We start from the raw sequence: 20,264 nt of genomic DNA on the forward strand, positions 1-20,264 counted from the left end.
AGAGTTGTTGAAAAATGAATTCTCCATCTGTTTCTATTTCATGGAAACGAGCAATTGAAATAGTTTTGTTAAACTGAACTATGGAATTTTTCAACAACTCTAATATTAAATCTGTGGGAATTACGACAAATCCTCTGTAAAACTGAGTTCCCACCCCACAACGCGATCCATAGAGAGCCATAACCTTACCCACAAGTCAGGCTTTGGTAAGTAATTTGAACATAAATCCGATTTCAACAGCTCTCATAAGGCCTTTAAAAATTACAAGCGGTCCAGGGGGAGCATCGGACTTACGAGCCAAGTGGCCACCTAATTTGGCAATCCAGCTCAAAACCGTATCCAAATCTGGTTCTTTGTTAGGTGGTTTTGGAGTTTCAAAAATTCGACAATAAATGCCCTTCCATTCAAAAGACTCGAATAGGATGGACGCTTTTAAGCCTGGAATATTTCTACCTAAGAATGTTAACATCATAACTCTCCAAGCAACGATAGCAGAGACTGCAATACAAGCTTTGAATCGATCGCCAAATTTAAATTGAGTGGATTCAATATTACATCCCGACTTTAAAACCTTGAAGAATACTTCAATACCCCAACGGCTTTTGTAATATGCGATCATTCTTTTTGCATCGTCTGGATTGTGAATAGGAATTGTGGTTAGAAATTTCCAATCGATGGATTCTTCCTCGGGTCCGTCTACTTCAGTTGCGGTTAACGCATACATATCAATATTTTCTAATTTCTTATATTGAGGAGGTTTTATCGTTAGCTTTTCAAATCGAAGTTCAATTATTGCTTCTCTTGCTTCTTTGCCTTTCTTCCTTGGAACAGTAATCGTATATGTATGTGCAGGCTCCAAAGTTTCAAGATAGGACCAAGAACATCCTCCACCTTCTATCTTCCTTTCGTGATTTGCACGTATAAGCATATCAGGCGCGTTTTCGCCAGCAACTACGTATTCCTGGAATAGCTCGTATATATCCGCTTCTCTATCGCAGATATATACGTATTTCGAATCGGATTCTCTTGCAAATTCACAGAGGGCTCTGTATCCTTGAATCCACTTTACACTTTCCTTATCTTCGATGGACATCTTTCTTCCGTCTTGAGTTTGGTTAGCGCCTAATTCCGTCCGCGACCACATTTTTAAGTCCAATATTCCTAAAGGAATTCCATCAGGCGTAAACGCTATCGATGGATGCAAAAGAAGACCCTGATTGTATTCAGAGTTCATCGGTCCCAAGCCTTCAACGTGATCCCTTTTTCTATAATAGACTTCCGTTGTGTCGCTTAATACCAATACTGTTTCTTGTTTTTGAATTCGTTTCTTTGTGGATTGGCGATGAGGAGATATTATCTTATCATAACATACTTTCGGATTTGAAAAAAAACGATATGCGCCTTTTGTGTCTGACCAATTGCCAAATATATCTGGCAAACTCGTTCCGCCTCGCTTTGTCATTACACTTACTATTTTCTTAAGTCGTTGATCTAATCTTTTATCTCCTAAGTTCAATGACAGATATTCTTCTTCCACCCAATCTAATTCCGTTACGAGTGTACTACTCCAATGTTTAGTGTTCATTATATTCACCTGAACTATTTTGGAAGATTGGGTTTTAAAATCTAATTTTTTATGATATTTGTGGGTAAGGTTATGGCTCTCTACGGATCGCGTTTAAAACTCAGCAGAACGTTCTTTCAAACTAAAGCCGCCTCGCTTCTACGGTCGCTCGACAGATCGCGTTCTAAATTGAAACTTAAGACGGAATAGAATATTAAATTTATTTTATGTAGTTAATTGACTGGAGCTAAAGAACCCGGTTCGGCAGCTTGTGGCAAGCCGGATTCGCCTATATTTTCTTACGTCGAACTCACGTTAAATTTAAAAAAAACTGATGTAGTTAGTCATTTTCAGGATACGTAAAAAGCTTGTGTACGAATAAGAATTCAATTTTCATGAGACATTATGATTCGACGTTATGCCTTCCTATTTCTTTGGCTATTTAGTGTATCGCTCATTTTAATATCGGGTAAACAACCGAATCCGTATTTAGTTCACGTTTGAAAAATTCCGTTGCCTCATGCTTATTCCTGGGTTAACTTATTGTTTATTGATAATTGTAGAGATACTTATTTTGTACTGGATCCTTAGACCGAAAACCTACAATCTATCTTGGTTACGAAGTTTAAGCGGTTCTCTATTTTTTTTCATTTTAGGAGGAGCCCATTTATTTACATTGATGCACGCAGCACCTTATATGCTTTCTCATTGTATGTTTTTATTTTGTATCGGGATAATTATGTTCATTCTTTCGATTTGGTCCTTAGTGAACAAAATCGATTTGGAAGTAATTCAAAAAAAAGTATAAACTCTTAAAACGCAGCGATTAAAATCGTTTCGATTTCGTTTTTAGGAAGTTCCCTCGGAAGAGAATCTAAAAAAGGAAATGAAGCTGCAAGATTTGCGATCGAGGGAAGGTCCATCTTTCTCACTTCGTATTCCGAAAGTCTTTGAGGAATTTTCAGTTCGATAAAAATTTTACGAATTCCTTCCACTGCTTTAATTGCGGCTTCGATCACAGAAATGTTGGTGATATCCTCGTCTAAGGCTCTGGCTATCATTACGTATTTACCCGCCGAGGAAGTTAAATTGTACTCCATTACGTGAGGGAGAAGAATGGACATGGATTGAAAAATATCTAAATTTGTAATATTCGAACTTGCTAATGAAAGAGCAAAACAAAGTCCGAGTGAGCTGGAAGACTGTGCGATTCCTGTCAAAAGACTGGCCGCGTATAAACCGTTTTTATAGTTTACGTTTTTTGGGTCTCGAATCGATGGGATTAAGTTCTTTTGTAAAAGTTCGATTGCACGGAGCGCGGAAGAGATCGTAAGTTCTGTGGAAAATTTGGAAAGAATCGTATCTACGGCGGCGGCCAAAATTCCCACCCCTACTTTAGAAATGTCCATGGAACTCATAAACGAAGAAATTTTAGGATCTGCTATGATTAGTTCAGGAAAAAGAAGTTCATGAGAGAAGTATCTAGTAATCTTTTCATCCCCTAATAGAATTGTGGAAATAGGAGAACATTCTAAACCGAAAACAGGATGAGTAGGAATCAAAATTAAGGGAATCGGCTTTTTTAGTTTTATCTTTCTATCGTTAATCATGTCCTCCGCAAAAATATCGTTTGTGATCAGTAGAGCGATCAGTTTGGACATACTGATCGATTCATAAGAACCGTAGCCGATGATACAATCCGCATTTGCGATTTTTGCAAAGTAGGCGGCAGTATCCAATTCTTCGGGGGAAGGTTCTTTAACGATGTCGTCATATAAGATGACCCCATCGATATGTTTTTCTAAACTAGTCTTGATGACGGAAAGTTCGTCCATGTTTTCTAGTTCTTGTTGTGTGGAAAAAATGACGGTTCTAGAACCTATGTTTTTGACGAAGTTACCCACTTTGTAGCCACAATCAGCTTCAAAGTGGATTTTTGGGGGAAATGTATAGTGAACCCAATCGGGGAGTATCGGCATCGTTGTCGTCTCCCGGAGACCCTTAGCGATTTTCTAATTTAGATAGAGGTAAAAATCAGTGATTCGTCGTACAGTTTTTATTGCCCCAACATGGTTTCTGAAATTCTATCAGCGATTGTATTTAGAACCTCTGGACTCAAATTGTCATAGTCTCCGTTTTTTAACTTTTCTTTGATTTCTTTCAGTTTAACGGAACGATCCTGATCGTCTGGAGTAGAAAGAATTTTGCGAGTTATAGTTTGAATTTCCGCTTGTAGTTTTGCTTCGGAAGCTTTTTGTTTTGCGGTATCGGAAATAGAAACATTGTCAAAAGTCTCTTTTGATTCCGTTTTTTTAACCGGGGTGGTTCTTTTCGGTTCGTACCCGCTTCCACCGATCCCACCGATTTTATCGATAGTCATGATTTGTTACCTCTACTGAATTCTATCGGCCGATCCTATAGAGCCTTTAAGCATTTTTTTACGATTCGTATTGATTAAAACCACAAATTCACCCTTAGAAGCAAATTCCTTTGATTTTTCGGTTGTAAAAGGAGAAAAATGGAGGATTTCTTCGTGAATTTTAGTCATTTCCCTACCTACTAGAAATTCACAGTCCGAAAATACTTCTTGGATGGCGTTCAAAGTATCCTCGATTCTGTGAACGGATTCAAAAATCATAATCAGACCTTGGAACTCTTTCCATTCGCAGAGTTGATTTCTTTTTTTTCCTTTTTTTTCGGATAAAAATCCTAAAAATAAAAACGGATTTGCCTGCCATCCCGAAACTCCGAGTAGTGCGGTCAGTGCGCTTGGACCCGGAACGGGGGAGACTTTAAATCCTTTTTGTCGAATCACACGAATCAAATGAGAACCCGGATCCGAAATTCCGGGAGTTCCCGCATCCGAAACGAGTGCAAACGTTTTTCCTTCTTTCAATTCTTCTAATATACTAAAGTAGGGTTTTTCAGATTGGTCTTTATAAAGTGTGGAGCATTGAGTATGGATTGAATAAGATCGAAACAATTTTTTAGAATGTCCCGAGTTTTCACAAAGAATTCGGTCTGTATTTTTTAGAATTCTAAGCGCTCGGAAAGTGAGATCTTCCAAGTTTCCGATCGGTGTGGAAACAACGTATAAAGTTCCAGGTTCGAGAGGAATTTCCGAAGATTCCTCCTCTGAATTCATAAATTACAACCTGGAGGAGAAACTCCAGTAGGACAAATACAACCGGTTTCTTCCGATCCAGAAATTGTACAAGGATTACAAAGAGTTCCTACGGGACAGTTTTGTTTTACTGCTGTAGTACAAGAGGAGTTGTTACATTCCGCTGGGTTACAACTGGAACCTACAGGACAAAGAAAAGGACGAGAAGAAGAACACATCTTTACAGGAGTTGATGGATTTGAGAAAATTCCACTGTTTAAAAGTGCCCTCATTGTGAACGTATAAATCTCACACTTGATGAATGGAAATACTCCCGGAGGAGGAATTTGATTAAGGACTCTATGAGTTTGTAGTTTAGAAGAACTTGTAGAAGCTTCGGAGGCAAGATGAGGAAAGGAAGGTTGTACTCCATTTTCTAAGTAGACGTTTCCTGAGGTTAGAGTTTCTGCGACCGAAGGAGCCGCTGTAGTAATGTATAGATTATAACCTACGAATTGAGGCTCTGCGTTGGTTACGTAATAACGAACTAGAAATTCAGGTTTATAGTTATTCGGCTCGGATTGAAAGTCCGTATCTTTTGTAGCCGTATCTGTAATTCCTTCGTTTACGGCTAGGATACTTAAGAACTGAGGAACTCCTACTGGAGAAATGAATATGAAAGGTGATTGTGCTACGTCTGTATTCATACCACAACCGAATAAAATCCAAATGAAGGTAAGTATTGGAAGGAACGTAGAACGAAAGATTTGAAAATGCATTTTTATCTTGCGTAGGATTCGATTTCTCAAAAATTAGAAACGAATCCAGGATAGAATTTCCTGGATCGACGGTCTTACAATCAAAATTTCCTGAATTTCTCGGAGCGTTTCTCGTGATAAGCATTCGTAAATTAGTTATTTATTCTGGAATTTCAGTCTCATTGATCGTGCTCGTTTGGATTCTTTTTTCTTCGGAAGATTCCGGCGAAAAAGAAAGAAAAAGCAAAGAGGCGGATAGTGTTGCGCTTCTTTTAGGTGGAGGTGGGGGGAGTTCCTCTTCTTCCGGATCTTCTGGAGGTAAAACGAACGAGTCCATTTTTGATTCTTCCTTTTATAAGTCTGGAAAGGGAGAATACATTGAGTCCAATAAAGGAGAACCAAAAGAAGCAGATCCTAACGCCGCGGATGCGGATAATCCTGTGAATCCTCAGACAAACAAACCTTATACCAATGAAGAGATGGAACGTTTTAGTCAGTTGCGGGAACGTTTTCCGGATAATTCTCTTATTCCTAAAAAGTTAAGTCCTGCCGAAAAAGAGGCTAAAAGACAGGAAGATAGCCGAATTGCGGAAGCGGCGCGTAACGTTTTTGCAAGGACAGCCACTCAGGATCAAATTCGTTCTTATTATCAAAACATGGAAAAACAAACTCAGGATCGAATGGATATTATCAATTATCTTGTGGATCTTCAAAAAGGTTCGGGAGAAGAAGAGACCGAAAAGAAACTGAATAACATTCAAGAATCTATCAAAAATCAACTTCAACAGGTTCAAAAAGAAAAGGAAAACGCGTTCAAACAAGCTGGGATTTTGTAGAGATTTGGTTCAAAAGTATTTTTCAAACTATTTGGATTTCCATTTAGAATTGATTTCGTTTTCATTTTAAAAACACGATTTTCATAAAACGTGGTAGTTCCCACATTTTTAGGATTTAACTGTAGAACTTTGATTTGTGAGAGTTCCCACATTTTTAGGATTTAACTGTAAAACTTTGATTTGTGAGAGTTCCCACATTTTTAGGATTTAACTGTAAAACTTTGATTTGTGAGAGTTCCCACATTTTTAAGATTTAACTGTAAAACTTTGATTTGTGAGAGTTCCCACATTTTTCCCCGAACAATTCGGACATATCAAAATTGATTTCTTACTCCAACCTCACGTGAATTTAGCGTAAGAAAGATTGGGCGAATCCGGCGTTGCCGGACCGCGCTTTCAGCTCCAGTCAATAAATTGCATGAAAGAAACGTAATATAATATTTTGTCTTGAGTTACAATTTATTAACTACGCTTCAATCGCTTTCGCATTGGATTATTCTGAACTTACGATCCTATTCAAAAGCTACGAAAAAAAATCAATTCTACAAGGATCTTGTAGAATTTAAAAGATTAACTGTTTGAATTTTTAAGGAAGAACTTTTATAGAATGAATTTATTGTTAGAATATCATCACGAAACAGCGATTTTACGAGAAAATATGATCTTATTCAAATATAGTGTTCAGGGTTTTGTTCTATGAAATGTCTCAGAATTTATAATACTTTATTAGAGTTGTTGAAAAAATCCATAGTGAAGATTCGTAAAATTGCTTCAATTGTCCATTCAATCCAATACAAACAGATCAAGAATTAATTTTTCAACAACTCTATTATAAATTGATATTCTTTTAAGGTTTTATAAATGCTTTTTAAAGCGGATTGTTATATATATTTAATTTATAATATTCAGAATTTATAATCCACTTTCCTCTGAAAGAATCGGAAAGCGAAAGCTGGATTTTGGGTCCAATCCATAATCGTCTAAATGAAATGAAGGAGGAAGCCTTTCCCGTTTCCACTGATTTTTATGAAACAGTGAAATGTATTTTTTTACCGATTCTTCTAAAAATCCGGGAGGTAAGTATTGTATTTCAGAATCTTCGGAAAGAAGTTGTATGATTTCAGGAAAACCAGCTCCTCTTACTATAAATAGCTCTTCTATTTTTTGCAAGAGTGGATAGGGCATCAGATCTTTTTCGTCTTCTTGTTTATCTTCCTGTGGTTTTAATTCGGCGCTGGGTGGAGAGAGTATGATTTCTTTGATGGAAGGATATGCCGGAAGGATTGGGTCTTTTCCATCTGAAACAAAACGTAACCATCTCAAAATAAATTCTTTACTAACTCCTGTTAATGGTGCAATTGATCCTGAAGAATCCCCATCCATTGTCGTATAACCTACGCTTGCTTCGCTTCTATTTCCGGTGGAAAGAAGAAGATGTCCGTTTAAATTGGCGAGCATCCAAATGATAGGAGAACGAACTCTCGCCTGAATGTTTTGTAGAACTAAGTTATGTTCATCCCAACGAAAGAAAATTCCGGTAAGTTTGGAGATTTTTTCGGAGATACTTTGTATTTCCGAATCGATCGTCAAATCTCCGTGAATCGATTGAATTTCTTCCGCTAATGACTTGGCCAGAAATTTAGTCCGATCTGAATTATTTGAAGTAGACTGATAGAGTGTACAAAGTATATTTTCTTCTGGAATTCCTTTGGATTTAAAAAAATTTTCGCCTAACTCTAATTTTGCGATTTTTTTCATTGCGGTTACGAGCAGGGCGCACGCAGAACTGTCGGCTCCTCCGGAAAGAGAAAGTGTATAACCTTTCGTATTGGAATACATTAGATAATCAAAAAGTCCTAATGCCACCGCTTTCGTAAAATCCAGGTATGATTCCTCTTCTTTGGAAATTGAAATTTCCAGTAAGGATTTGTTTACTTTTGGGGTTCTTTTAGGAAATTCTATGCCTAAATAGATTTTATTTTCTTCGGTTGATTTTGTTTTACTAAAACGATTTCCGGAAGGACGAAAATTTTTTGCTCTATCTGCTTGGGACGCTTCGAAGTCGATCTCGTTGGAGCAAAGACTAAAATCTCCGAAAAAGAGTCTTTCTGATTCTGAAAGTAATTTCCCATTTTGAACGATCATGGAACCGCCTTCGAAAATCAGTCTTCCGGATTCGTTCCCACATAAATTAGAAAATAGATATACGTTAGACTCTCTTCTTGAACTTTCTTGGAAGATTTGTCTACGAATTCTTTGTTTTCCAAATGCAAAATGAGATGCTCCTGGAGAAAGGATTAGATCCGTTCCAGCTTCTGCAAGTGGTATAGAAGGTTTTTGTAATACCCATGAGTCTTCGCAGATTTCTACGCCGAAAGAAAAATAGTCCGTTTCAAAAACGAGAGAACCGAAAGGGATCGTTGATCCATCTGGAGCTACGAAATTTTCTTGAGATTCTTCACCTCTGGTGAACCATCTATTTTCATAATGAACTCCTGTGGAAGCTAGATTGGATTTAGGTACAATTCCCGCTACAGCGCCGTTACAAATTACTGCAGCACAGTTGAATAAATAAGGATTTTGGAATATAGGTAGGCCAACTATTATGATCTTATTTTCCGTATGAGGGAGTAGTTGTATTAAAGAACTCCAGGATTTTTTCCAGATTCTTGGAAAATAGAATGCGTCTTCGCATCCGTAACCGGATATACAAAGTTCTGGGAATAAAATCAGATCCGATTTTTTCTCTAATTCGAGAACTCTTTTGATCTTTTCCAAGTTCCCTTGAAAATCGAATACTTTCGTTTTGAGAGAAACGGACGTAAGTCTTACGGACTGCATGGATTACAGGATTCATGTAGGAAGCCGTTTTGAAAGTTTTTTTTATTTCGAAAACGGGTTTCCGGATTCTTTCCTGGAAATTCACTGGTTAAAAATACTTAAGAAAGAACTTTCTATGAAACAAGAACTTTTAGAACTCATTCGAACTCATGTGTATCGTTATTCGGAACAACCTTTTACATTAGCTTCCGGAAAGAAATCCAGACATTATTTTAATTGTAAGGAAATTACTCTTGTTCCGGATCGTTTGGAGCTTTTATGTAAATTTATCGTAGAACAGCATTTAGGCGAATCTGGAATTTTACTACCTCAGGCCTTTGGTGGTCTTACTATGGGAGCTGATCCGATCTGTTACGGAATCAGTTTGGAATTTAGAAAACAAAATAAGAATGTATATCCTTTGATTGTACGCAAACTTTCCAAGGATCATGGGACGAAAAAATTGGTGGAAGGTTCGGCTCATTTGGTGAAACAATGTGTGGTCGTAGACGACGTAATTACTACGGGCGGTTCTACGATTCAAGCAATCCATAGTTTAAGAGATTGTGGAATCAAAGTTGTCCAAGGTGTTTGTATTTTGGATCGTCAAGAAGGTGGGAAGGAAGTGATTCTTGCGGAAGGTGTGGAAATGTTTCCTATATTCAAAAAAATTGATTTTGGTAATTTGGAACATGAGTGAGTTCCAGTACGATTCAGCCAAGTTTACAAGAAATCTGATTTTTCGTTCGGTAGCGGTGATTTTTCTTTATTGTGCTTTTATTATTTGGAATTTTTTTAAAGTTCCCGATGAAAATAGATTCGATTTCGTTAAAATTTTCGGTCTTCTTTCTGTACTTTTAGGTTTTTTACTTTATAGAAATTTTTCCAGACAATTGAAAGTTTTAAAAGGTGCTAAAGTAGAATTGACTTCTAATTTTTTGAAACTTTTCAATTCTAAAGGTCAGTTTTTGGAAATCAAACTGAAATCTGTTGTTTCGATTGAAAGAGATGTTTTTCGTTCGTATGTTCGTTTTTTGATTACCACTCGAGAAGATCAGATTCCGGTTTTGAATCTTTTGGAGCCAGATCGATTTCAAGCCGAGTTAGAGAAAAATTTCGGTCAAAAGGTGATCGTTCAAGAACAAAACCCCGGTTTTTTTCATTCTAAAACTCTTTTGTATTTTATTCCTTCTTTTGCCGCTTTAGGCGCTTTGTTTTACAAACCTTTTCATTTTAAGATGGAATCCTTTTATTTGATTACAAATATAAATGCGCTTATCGTTGCGATTTATTTTCCGGAGGATAAGGTAAAACTTGTTTATTCCGCAAAACGCAGATGGATTTTTCTTTTGGGTGCACTTTTGATTGCTCAGTGTGTAATATATTTAAAATTATTATAATTTTTTAATATTCTAAATTTGCATTACGTGAATTTAGGTTACCTTTGATTCCTTTTTGTGAATGTTTTAAATTCGTTTTTTTAGTATGTAAAATTGATGTTTAGGTTTACACCGTAATTTCCGGGTTACTTGGTGGCTTAACAGATCGACGTCAAGGATATATCTGTAAGATCTGTGAAATGTGGGAGCACCCGCATTTACCGTATTGACGATAGAATCCCCAATACCCAAGGTTTCCAACCAAAGAAGATAATTGAAAAGATAACAACGGGACACTCCATGTGCTTGTGCAAGGATTCCAAAAAGAATCCAATTTTTGGACTTAACTCGAACATTAACCCGTTTCATTTTTTGATTTTTCTGGCTGGGCTGGTATAAGGTTTTCCCTGCTTTTTTGCCAATATGTTTTTGGGAAGAAAGATATTTACCGTAGGTTTTTAAAAATTCGGGAATTTTCTTGGGAAGAATTTTCCTATCGTTTTCGAAAAAACGAAACCAAGTATCTTGGGGAATTAATAGAGTAACCGTCTCGGAATGATTGTCTTCGAGATGGGAACAAATTTCATTATTAGAATTGAGTAATAATGTTTCCATACTTCTTACGGTTCCTGATAGGAATTGAATGGAGCCGATTTTTAGAAAAAAACTGTAAGAGAATTTCTATAAAATCTAAAATAATGATTCTTAAATCAAATTTCTGTATGAAATCTTAGTTTTGGAACCGAAGTTAGTTTAAACGTGAATTCGGTGTAAGAAATTCTTTTTATAAAACCTGATTTTTCCGTAAAAGCAAAATGTGGGAACTCCTGCAAATTCAGGTTTTACAGATGAATTCAGAAAACATATGATCTAATTAGGAAAGATAAACGTTTAAAAGTTCGTAATGTGACTTAATTTGTGGGAACTCCTGCAAATTAAGAATTTTACGGTAAAACTTTAAAAATGTGGGAACTCATACTTTTAGAAAATTCTTTCTTACGTTCCTGCTCACGTTAAAATCTTAAAAGAACTAAAAATTTAAAAAAGCCAATAGTTTTGGGCGGTCTCTTAAAAAGACTAAAACGTTTTAGGTTTGGCAATTGAATTGAGTTTTCTTTGAGTGAGTCTTCTCAGTTCGGTCATTTCATCTAGATAAGAAGCAAGAACTTTATCCACGTTGACGTTTTTTTCCATTTTCAATAAACTATCACGGATTAGGCGAAGATTTTCTTCGCTGGTTATTTTCCCGGAAGTGATTAATTTGCGGACCGTTTCAAATTCACATTTTCTTAGATGTACTCTAAGTAAAAAGTCGGTCGAAAATTTGGAAACCATTCTTCCCCAAGGACTATTTGGATTGATGTTAGTCGGAATTTCCATACGATCTGTGGCCCTTTGAGAAAGGCTTGGTCCGAAAGAATTTGACAATGGAGTTTGTCTAACGGGCGCTTCTGAAGTGTCTCCTTTAGATAGAAGTAAATCCTCCATTGCCTGAGATCGAAATTCTTCCTGAAAATCGTTCGGATTATTGTTCATCATTCGTATATACTCTTCGAGCATAACGGCTATGTTTACCATCCGTCCGATCGGTGTGTTGTTTAATTCCCTGATTTTAGGAAACAATTCTCTGGTAATTGTGGAAGGAGATTTCTTTTTATAATAGGTCGCCTCATAAAGACGTTCTAATTTTTTTTCCGAATAATATTTTAAGTCGTTAAGAATTTTGAGATCCGCGTATGCATAAGCGTCTACGCCTGGCTCGTTCATTTTACTCGCTTTGTCATCTGGAAGTACGATCTTAATGATGAATATAATTTTAGCAGTGCGAAGAGTTTCTAGTATGTTTCTAAGTTCGTCCGGTTCTCTCGAAAAGAGACTCATCAATTCCTTGATAAAAGTGTCCGAAGTCGGAATTCTTTGATCTTCACGAAGATTCACTTTCCGAATTTCGGAAGCAATTTGTAGTGCTACTTCGCTTAATGCGCTCATAAGAATGAGAGCATCCTATTGCAAATAAGGTTTCGAATCAAGTTAGTTTTGATTTTACTACTATTCTCGGCTGATCCGAAAACTCAATTTTTGTAAAGTGTATAACGGAACCAAACAGGAAAATACCCCAAGGATAGGAGAGAATGCCAGAAAAAAGATCGGTATTTCCGGAGAAACTGTGAATTTTAAAGTCCATCCAAATGCATTCTTGTTGACTACATACAATACGATTGGGGAAAGAAAAAATGCCAAAACAAACAGAAATGATCGTGATAAATATACTTTCGGTCAATAAAATTTTTCCAAGTTGTTTTTGATCGGCTCCTAAATATTTGAGAATTCCTAAAGTATTTTTCTTAGAAATGAGATTGTGAAATAGGGAAGAAATTAAAGATAACATCGCTATAATTAAAGCGGTCATTTTAAGAGTTCCTAAAATTCCAAATACCTTGTTCACTCCCTCTGTATATATTTCCTTAAGTTCTTTTGAATTGAACAGTTTTAAGTTGGAATTTTTTTTCAAAATTCGATAAATCGATTTTTCCACATCTTTTGAATTCGATTCTTTTTTTAAGAATATCTTAATCGAGTTATATCCGCCAAGGTCGAAAAATTTTTTGTAGTTTTTAATATCCATCATGATAGTTCCTCGTTCCGAAAAAAAATGCTCTTTGATTCCCCGAATTTTAAATTCTTTTTTTCCGAATTTTGTTTCGATTAAAATCGAATCGCCTATATTAAAGTTTTGTAGATAAGCCATATTAGAAGAAATTAAAATTTCATTTTCCATTTTTATAATGCGCTCTGGAGAATCCTCATTATCATAGGTCGCAAAAGTATATGCATGAATTGTAAAGTTTCCTCGATTTGTTTCTGCCCTTGTGTTGATGGAAAAACCGTCTAAAGATTGTATTTCTCGAATTTGAGTGAGTTCGTTTAATAGATCTTGTGGAACTCCTCCCTGGATTCCCGCAGCAAGGTTTGCGGCATTGATGATCGTAAATTCCGCAGGAAATTCGGTTTCAACCCAATCATTTAGAGACCTTTTATAACTATCGGTTAAAATTGATAGACAAACTACAAGAGAAGTCGCAAGCATTAAGGTGGCGGAAGTAAGAGTTTTTCTAAGAGGTTGGTTTTTCATTTCTTCTAAACCGACTTTTATAAAAACGAAGGAACGGTCAGATAAGTCGCCTAATTTAAAGAAAAGGAATATTAGAATTTTAAAAAACCAAGGAAAACATAACGTGAAGCCGATCACAATTCCACCGATTCCTATTAAACCAGTAACCGGAAATTTCCAACGTAAAGGAAGAAAAGCTATAATTACAAAGATGAAAAGAAAAAAAATTCCTATTGATAATAAACGAAACTCGTTTACGGGATAAGTGGCCTCTCTTAAGATAGAAACGGGAGAAATTTTTCCGGCTCTGAAAGAAGGAAGTGCGGCGGACAAAAAAGAACCGATGGTTCCGATTCCCAAACCTAAAAACCAAGAGGAGAAAGGTAGAGATAGGTATGTGTTGAGATATGAAAGATCTACAGAAGTTGTTTCCGGACTAAAAAACTCAAGTCTTGAAAAAAATAAACCCAGTCCTAATCCTAACAAACTTCCCATACTTCCTAAAAGTAGTGCCTGAGATATAAAGAGAGAAAAAATTTGTTTTGAGTTGAGTCCCATGGTCTTTAAAATTCCCAGTTCTTTTTCGCGGCTGAAATACAGACCAGACATAGTGTTTGAAACCATAAAAAGAGCTATAACAAGGGAAATAAAAGAAATTATTAATAGATTGAGCTGAAAGGAGCGTAACGCGTTTGAAGATTTTTCTTGAATATCTTCTATCGTTTCGACTCTGTAATCGACGCCTAATTTTTGTTCTAAGATTTTTTTTTGTTCTGGCAGAAATTCGTTCGGTTGTATTAAAAGGAAACTAACGTGTTCTTTTAAATCGAACCTTTCCATTGCAGATTCAATGTCTTCCATAAGAATATTGCCGCCTTCCGTTTCTAAAACCACAGGTTCGGAAATGGTGAATTTTCTGGAATTTGCACGTATGTTTATCTCAGAAATGTCTATCTTTTCGGAAAGGGAACGACTTATGAATATTAAAGATTCTGCATTTTCTTTATTGAGTCTGTATTGTAATTTGCCCGATTCTTTTAAAAAATCTAGGCCGATATAAACGGTTCGGACAGAATCATTTACGATGATTTCTTTTTGAAATCGGGGAACAATTTTTTTAATCCAAGTCAGGTTAGTATCTTCGGATAATTCTCGAATGAGAGAAACGGGAAGATTCTGATCTCCAAGTGAAGAAGATATTTTAATCTTGTATTCTCCTTGAAAGTATCCCATTGCGAAATCTGTCAGACTTTTTTCTGCTTTGATTCCGTTCGCTGTAGTAGAAATAAAAAGTCCAACTCCCAATGATATTCCGGATAACGCAAAAAATGTTCCTAGTTTATGGCTTCGAAAGTATTCAAATAAAAAAAGGATATAAATTCGAAAAGACATGAAGTTTAATTCTTTAAAATCCCGTCTTCCATTTTTAAACGGAATTCTCCCAGGGAACCTAACCATTGATCGTGGGTTACAATAAAAAGTGTAAATCCGTTTTGTTTTTGGAGGTCTAAAAGAAGTTGTATTACATTTTCTGCATTCTTAGTGTCTAAATTTCCGGTGGGCTCATCTGCTAAAATTAAAGAAGGTTGTTTACAGAGTGCTCTTGCGATTGCTACTCTTTGTTGTTCTCCTCCTGAAAGTTCGTCCGGTTTGTGAGTTTTTCTATCGGAAAGTCCTACATTTTCGAGGGCTTTTTCCGCCATGATGTGCGCTTTTGTTTTTCCGATTCCGGAAATATAAAGTGGTACGGCCACGTTTTCTAAAGCATTCAAATAGGGAAGTAGATGAAAAAATTGGAATATAATTCCGGTTTTTTCTCTTCTATATTTTGTCAGTTCTTTTTCACTCATAGAATGTAACATATTTCCGTTTACAAAAACTTCTCCGGAGTCTGGAGTGTCTATACCGGAAAGTATATTCAAAAAAGTTGATTTACCGGAGCCGGAAGGCCCCATAAGTGTGATGATGGATGGGCTTGGAATGTCTAATTCCAGACCTTTGAGGATTTCCGTTTTAATTTTTCCGATCTGATACGATTTATGTAATTTAGAAACTCGGATTCTTTGTAAATCGATTTTATTATCGTTCGTCATTTCTTTGAAAGAACAGTAGATTTAGGATTCAAATTTATGAAAAGTGAAAAACCTAATAATTCTAATTTTGATGAAAATCATCAGCGGTATTGAAGCTTACACTTTCATTGAATATTTATATGAGTGGAATTATATAAAATTTAAAAAGAATAATCGTACGATTCAGTTGTGCATAATATATTTGTTCGGCGAATTTTTAGAATTAAAACATTTTATATAAGAGCCGGTCTCAAAACTGTTTGTACAGAGAAAGTGTAATCATATCAATGTGAAATGGACAAATATTATTCAGAGATACCGGATGCACTTTGGAAACAAATAGCTCCATTCATCCCGAAAGAAAAGGTAAATCCGAAAGGAGGTCACCAACACGATTAGTAATGGCCGGTATCATCTATCGAATGAAAACAGGCTGTCAGTGGCGTGCCATTCCGAATGAGTTTGGATCTGGCCAAACTTGTCACAGAAGATTTCAAGAATGGGAACGAGCAGGAGTATTCAAAAAGATTTACAGCGCGTCCCAAAACTCGTCGAACGACAATAGAAGCGAGACGGCTTGAGTTTTTCGCTTTATCAGAAAGATCAAGCTGGATAGGTTCTTATAAATCTATTTTAAAATATTATGATGTAAAGAATCAAATAGCATGGGACTGGGCTTCGATGGATCCGCAATGGTTAAAGCGGGCTTAACTGGGAAAAACCCTACAGACCGTGCCAAATTAGGGTTAAACGGCATATTCTTACAGATGGAAATGGAATTCCTTTGGCAATTACGTTGACTGGAGCTAACGTTCATGACAAACACGGTGTAAAAGATACGTTGAATTCAATCCTAATATTTTCTGGAAAAAGAAGAAAGAAGCCAAAACATCTTTGTTTAGATAAAGGATATGACTTTAAAGATATAGAAGTTTTAATCAAAAGAAGAAACATTCAATCTCATATTCAGAAAAGCCTCTCATTGGTAAATATAAAGGAAAACCTAGACGATGGGTCGTTGAAAGAACTAACAGTTGGCACAATCGATTCAGGGCTATCCTAATTCGTTGGGAAAGAAAATCTGAAAATTATCTTGCATCTCTTTATCTCGTAAGCTCTATCATTGCTTTTAATTTTTTTGATAGGTAGTTTTGAGACCGGCTCTAATGTAAAATCTATTTTTATAAGTTTATTTTATTTGAAATTTGCTTAAAACGTTTTTCTATAAAAAATTTTTTCTAAAAATTGAATATGGGAACTCACACTAAAACGTAATTTGTAATAAAAATGTACGGTAATAGATTTTATAAGAATCAATCAAATGTAATTTTCATTTTACGAAAAGTTATTTATTCTAGATTTATCTGTAAAAATAGGGATTTGTTAGAGTTCCCGCATTTTTTATGAATGAATATCATAGTTTTATAAAATTTTAAATTACTTATGTCTAATTTTTTATTCAAACGATCTTTAGCGAGTAATTCTCGCTAGATCTGTGCCTGGATAATAATATCTTAAAATTTCAATATAGTTATAGTTCTCTTTTGCCATTCCGAAACTTCCCCATTGGCTTAAACCCACACCGTGGCCGGAACCCATACCTTTGATAAGAAAACCGTTTGATTCTTTTTGAATTCCGAAACGTAAAGAACGAACCGGAGTACCTAGGATTTGTCTGAATTCTTTTCCTCGAATTCTAGAAGTGCCTTCTGTGCCGTTGAGTTCCATGAGGTCGACTCTTCCAGAAGAGGTTCTGGATAAAACTTGGATCGATTGAATCTCCCCTAGTTTTAAATTTGAAAATTTAGAATTGATTAGATCTTGTGAGACTGTTTCTTTCCAATAAAAGTTTTCTCCTGCTCGATCAAAATGAGAAGGGACGATAGAAAGGTAGGGAATTTTTTTTCCACCCCAAACGTTTTCGGGAGTTTCTGTTTTTCCTCCGCTGTTTGAATGAAAGAAAGCTTGGATCGGATTCTCTTCGAACACCGCCATAACTCCGGTTGTATCTTGAACTGCTTTTGTAGTAAATGGATGTTCCTTTTCTATTCCGCCGTATACTTGGGAATTTGTTGTAGCTTCTACATCGTAAAGTGCATTCTTTTTATTTAATATTTCACGAACTGCATATGTTCTCGCGCAAATCGCCTGAGCCTTTAGGGCTTCCATTGGCCAGCTATAAGGAACTTCCGAGGGAACAACCGCTAAAAGATATTCTTCCAAAGGAAGCACGTTGATTACAAGAGCCGGTCCTTGACTTTGAGGAATTAGATGAATCGAACCTCTTACTTTATGCGATTTGAATTCAAGACTTGTGTTCTGACTTACAAATCGAATCGGAGCCTTTAGACGAGAAGAGTCGAGAGAGATGATGTCGATTCCTTTTTTAATCAAAAGATCGTTTGCGTCGTAGACGGATATAACTCCGTCTCCACGAATTTGAAGATCCCCCTCGGCTTTTCCGAGTAGAACTCTGATTTCATGGACGGGACGACTTTTATAAGGAGGGGTCCAAGCACGAATGATGACGGTGTTACAACCCGTTTCCAAAAGAATCATTGAAAGAAGGAAGAGTAAAATAATTTTTTTGGTCATAAAAATTCCAGAAATCCTCTTTTTAAATATCGAATCGAATTCAAAATCCCTATAGAAATTTTAGTGTTTAGGCGGATGGTCGTAACACCGCCCCTCAAAAAAAGTGTGTTAGTTCCCACAAGTTGGGAATATGACGATAAAATCACTGATTTGTGTTAGTTCCCACAAATTAGAATTGAACTTGACCGTTTTAAATTGAAAGTGAAACGCCCGATAAAAATGAGAAAATTATAACGATCGACCAACGATCCATTTAGAATAGGAAGATATAATGAAATGTACAAAAAAGAAGATTAAAAACGAAAGTGGACTAAGATCGGATCTGATATTTAGCGTTTTGATTTTTTTCTCGGTTAATGTTTGTACTTCTATACAAAATGGAGCTGAAGGTATCGAGGATCGATTTGTATATGTAGAAAATGTTCAAGGTAAAAACGAAGAGGATTTCGAACTCAACGCAAAAAGAAAAATATTGGAAAAAGGGTTGGGGGAATTGATCGAGGGCGGATCACAGACAATCAACGGGCAAATCAAAGAGACGGTGACAAATTCTTCTACCGAAGGATATGTAATTGAATTTTCCAGAATCGGATCTTTTCGCAAAAAAGGAAACTTATTAGAAGCAGATGCAAAAGGAAAAGTAAGTCGTAAGTTGATCGAAGACTCATTGCAAGAAAGGTATAAAGAATTAGGAAAACCTAAATTTTTGATGATCATTGACGAGACGATCCTAGGAAAATCAAACACTTCTATATCGGAAAATGCGATCGTAAAAAGATTCGTAGAATTTGATTTTCTGGAAAAAAATCAATTGGCTAAAGTTTTAACAAAACAAACCGGAAAATCGATCGTAATTTACGGAAATCAAACATTCGAAACAGGAATATTATCCGCCGCATCAGAAATGGGAGCCCAGATATTATTGGTCGGACAAACACAAGTGACAAACGCCGGAGAAATCGAGAATAGTGAATTAAAATCATATCAAGCAGTAATTCGGTTTAAAATTTATGATGTTAATACGAAAAGAATTATCGCAGCAGATAATACAAGCGGGGCCGTTTTGCACGTAAATCCAAATACCGGAGCTCAAGAAGCAATTCAAAAGGCGGTTGAAAAAATATATCCTAAAATTCGGGAACAAATATCAACAAAATGGAAGCCGGGAAATTTGATTCTGCTTAAAATAGAAGGAGTTTCTTATGACGACTATGTAGATAAAGATATAAAGGGACTGATTCGAGGGATTAAAGGCGTCAATAGCGTTTCCGAAGTTAATGTCAATCAACCGATCGTTTTAGAAATAGAAGCGTTGTATAACGGAAATAATTTATATCAGAAAATGAGAGAAAGAAAAATAGATTTCGGTTTTGATTTTTCGCAAAAAGAAATCAAGTCGAGTCTGATTCACATAATTAAAAAATAATATAATAATTTTATTATAAAATTGATTTTAAATTTTAAGATTAGAGTTTTGAAAAATTAGATAGTGCGGAATTGGTAAAAATTGGACGTATGAAAATAATACCAGAAAATGAATGGCCGACTTTACAATGAGGCAGAAATTCTCAAAAAATTATATCTAACTTGAAATCATTGGCTTTTTTGTGAGAGTTCCCACACTTTAAGCTTTAAAACAGGTTCTGGATAATGTTATTTTTATAACGTGAATTCGTGGAGAAATCCGTTTTTCTTAGGTTAATTTTTTTGTAAAAAAAGATAGATGTGGGAACTCTCACAAATCGTGGATTTACAGTTAAACTTTGAAAATTGTGAGAACCATTAGGAAGTACAAAAAGAACCATCGTCCAATCGATTTTTGCACAAAACCACTGTTTTACGGTCATCATCAAAATTTAAATTCCATTTTAACGTGAGTTAGGTGCGAGTAAAAATTTTCTAAAAGTATGAGTTCCTACAATTTTAAATCATACTTTTCCGAACGAAATTTTGCAGTAGTTCCCACTTGATCTATAAAGTTCAAATTTCAACTCATGGATTGCTCATATTTTATACGTTCAAATA

Annotated in this window: 17 protein-coding genes and 3 pseudogenes; 9 read left to right on the forward strand and 11 right to left on the reverse strand. The window is 35.8% G+C overall.

Features of this window, described 5'->3' with window-relative positions:
* Positions 1–196: 196 nt before the first annotated feature.
* Entirely contained in the window at positions 197–1,585 is a 1,389-nt protein-coding gene (locus LEP1GSC049_RS209060) for an IS4 family transposase (protein ID WP_004782460.1), read from the reverse strand.
* A gap of 553 nt (positions 1,586–2,138) precedes the next feature.
* Here LEP1GSC049_RS209060 and LEP1GSC049_RS209055 point away from each other — a divergent pair.
* Entirely contained in the window at positions 2,139–2,372 is a 234-nt protein-coding gene (locus LEP1GSC049_RS209055; RefSeq protein WP_004761607.1) for a hypothetical protein, read from the forward strand.
* A 4-nt stretch (positions 2,373–2,376) separates the two neighbouring features.
* Here LEP1GSC049_RS209055 and LEP1GSC049_RS209050 read toward each other — a convergent pair whose 3' ends face one another.
* From LEP1GSC049_RS209050 to LEP1GSC049_RS209035, 4 genes are all read right to left on the reverse strand, one after another.
* Positions 2,377–3,498, reverse strand: coding sequence for an iron-containing alcohol dehydrogenase (locus tag LEP1GSC049_RS209050; RefSeq protein ID WP_306294009.1), 1,122 nt, complete (start codon positions 3,496–3,498; stop codon positions 2,377–2,379).
* A gap of 122 nt (positions 3,499–3,620) precedes the next feature.
* A complete protein-coding gene (locus LEP1GSC049_RS209045) occupies positions 3,621–3,944 on the reverse strand; it encodes a flagellar biosynthesis anti-sigma factor FlgM (RefSeq protein WP_004753859.1) in 324 nt (107 codons plus the stop codon).
* 12 nt (positions 3,945–3,956) lie between these two features.
* A complete protein-coding gene (rsmI, locus tag LEP1GSC049_RS209040) occupies positions 3,957–4,709 on the reverse strand; it encodes a 16S rRNA (cytidine(1402)-2'-O)-methyltransferase (protein WP_004754841.1) in 753 nt (250 codons plus the stop codon).
* Positions 4,706–5,446, reverse strand: coding sequence for an LIC11073 family putative lipoprotein (locus LEP1GSC049_RS209035; RefSeq protein WP_004753792.1), 741 nt, complete (start codon positions 5,444–5,446; stop codon positions 4,706–4,708). Before LEP1GSC049_RS209035 ends, rsmI begins: the two co-directional genes overlap by 4 nt.
* A gap of 113 nt (positions 5,447–5,559) precedes the next feature.
* On the opposite strand from LEP1GSC049_RS209035, the gene LEP1GSC049_RS209030 reads away from it, so the two are divergent.
* Positions 5,560–6,261, forward strand: a complete 702-nt coding sequence (locus tag LEP1GSC049_RS209030; protein ID WP_004754291.1) for an LIC_20245 family lipoprotein — start codon at positions 5,560–5,562, stop codon at positions 6,259–6,261.
* A 912-nt stretch (positions 6,262–7,173) separates the two neighbouring features.
* On the opposite strand, the gene nadE is transcribed toward LEP1GSC049_RS209030, so the two are convergent.
* Positions 7,174–9,102, reverse strand: coding sequence for an NAD(+) synthase (gene nadE / locus LEP1GSC049_RS209025; RefSeq protein WP_016561162.1), 1,929 nt, complete (start codon positions 9,100–9,102; stop codon positions 7,174–7,176).
* On the opposite strand from nadE, the pseudogene LEP1GSC049_RS2000000228585 reads away from it, so the two are divergent.
* The 3 genes and pseudogenes from LEP1GSC049_RS2000000228585 to LEP1GSC049_RS209015 all read left to right on the forward strand — a co-directional run.
* Positions 9,101–9,196: pseudogene (locus LEP1GSC049_RS2000000228585) on the forward strand (orotate phosphoribosyltransferase); the annotation flags it as partial. The gene nadE and the pseudogene LEP1GSC049_RS2000000228585 overlap by 2 nt on opposite strands.
* A 21-nt stretch (positions 9,197–9,217) precedes the next feature.
* Positions 9,218–9,781: an orotate phosphoribosyltransferase gene (gene pyrE, locus LEP1GSC049_RS209020; protein ID WP_032828502.1), complete on the forward strand. Its 564-nt coding sequence runs from the start codon at positions 9,218–9,220 to the stop codon at positions 9,779–9,781.
* Entirely contained in the window at positions 9,774–10,481 is a 708-nt protein-coding gene (locus LEP1GSC049_RS209015) for a hypothetical protein (RefSeq protein ID WP_016748551.1), read from the forward strand. Before pyrE ends, LEP1GSC049_RS209015 begins: the two co-directional genes overlap by 8 nt.
* Before the next feature lie 66 nt (positions 10,482–10,547).
* On the opposite strand, the gene LEP1GSC049_RS209010 is transcribed toward LEP1GSC049_RS209015, so the two are convergent.
* The 4 genes and pseudogenes from LEP1GSC049_RS209010 to LEP1GSC049_RS209000 form a co-directional block, all read right to left on the reverse strand.
* Complete coding sequence (locus LEP1GSC049_RS209010) at positions 10,548–11,075, reverse strand: DUF1564 domain-containing protein (RefSeq protein ID WP_004753773.1); 528 nt, start codon at positions 11,073–11,075, stop codon at positions 10,548–10,550.
* A 462-nt stretch (positions 11,076–11,537) separates the two neighbouring features.
* On the reverse strand, positions 11,538–12,449 hold the full coding sequence (locus LEP1GSC049_RS209005) for a hypothetical protein (RefSeq protein WP_004754457.1): 912 nt from the start codon (positions 12,447–12,449) through the stop codon (positions 11,538–11,540).
* A 60-nt stretch (positions 12,450–12,509) separates the two neighbouring features.
* A pseudogene (locus LEP1GSC049_RS01390) lies at positions 12,510–14,964 on the reverse strand (ABC transporter permease).
* Positions 14,965–14,969: 5 nt separating this feature from the next.
* Positions 14,970–15,665: an ABC transporter ATP-binding protein gene (locus tag LEP1GSC049_RS209000; protein WP_004753899.1), complete on the reverse strand. Its 696-nt coding sequence runs from the start codon at positions 15,663–15,665 to the stop codon at positions 14,970–14,972.
* A gap of 308 nt (positions 15,666–15,973) precedes the next feature.
* Between LEP1GSC049_RS209000 and LEP1GSC049_RS2000000229185 the strand changes: the two genes are divergently transcribed.
* On the forward strand, positions 15,974–16,225 hold the full coding sequence (locus LEP1GSC049_RS2000000229185; RefSeq protein WP_232410861.1) for a transposase: 252 nt from the start codon (positions 15,974–15,976) through the stop codon (positions 16,223–16,225).
* Positions 16,226–16,428: 203 nt separating this feature from the next.
* Positions 16,429–16,707 (forward strand): hypothetical protein, encoded by a 279-nt coding sequence (locus LEP1GSC049_RS2000000229195; protein ID WP_004761723.1) that lies wholly within the window; start codon positions 16,429–16,431, stop codon positions 16,705–16,707.
* A gap of 407 nt (positions 16,708–17,114) precedes the next feature.
* On the opposite strand, the gene LEP1GSC049_RS208995 is transcribed toward LEP1GSC049_RS2000000229195, so the two are convergent.
* Positions 17,115–18,239 (reverse strand): SpoIID/LytB domain-containing protein, encoded by a 1,125-nt coding sequence (locus tag LEP1GSC049_RS208995; protein ID WP_004754484.1) that lies wholly within the window; start codon positions 18,237–18,239, stop codon positions 17,115–17,117.
* 271 nt (positions 18,240–18,510) lie between these two features.
* Between LEP1GSC049_RS208995 and LEP1GSC049_RS208990 the strand changes: the two genes are divergently transcribed.
* Complete coding sequence (locus tag LEP1GSC049_RS208990) at positions 18,511–19,665, forward strand: hypothetical protein (RefSeq protein WP_004754106.1); 1,155 nt, start codon at positions 18,511–18,513, stop codon at positions 19,663–19,665.
* Between the two features lie 337 nt (positions 19,666–20,002).
* Positions 20,003–20,209 (forward strand): annotated as a pseudogene (locus tag LEP1GSC049_RS2000000229320) (hypothetical protein).
* The last annotated feature ends 55 nt before the right edge of the window (positions 20,210–20,264 follow it).

Source organism: Leptospira kirschneri serovar Cynopteri str. 3522 CT, assembly GCF_000243695.2.
Classification (GTDB): domain Bacteria; phylum Spirochaetota; class Leptospiria; order Leptospirales; family Leptospiraceae; genus Leptospira; species Leptospira kirschneri.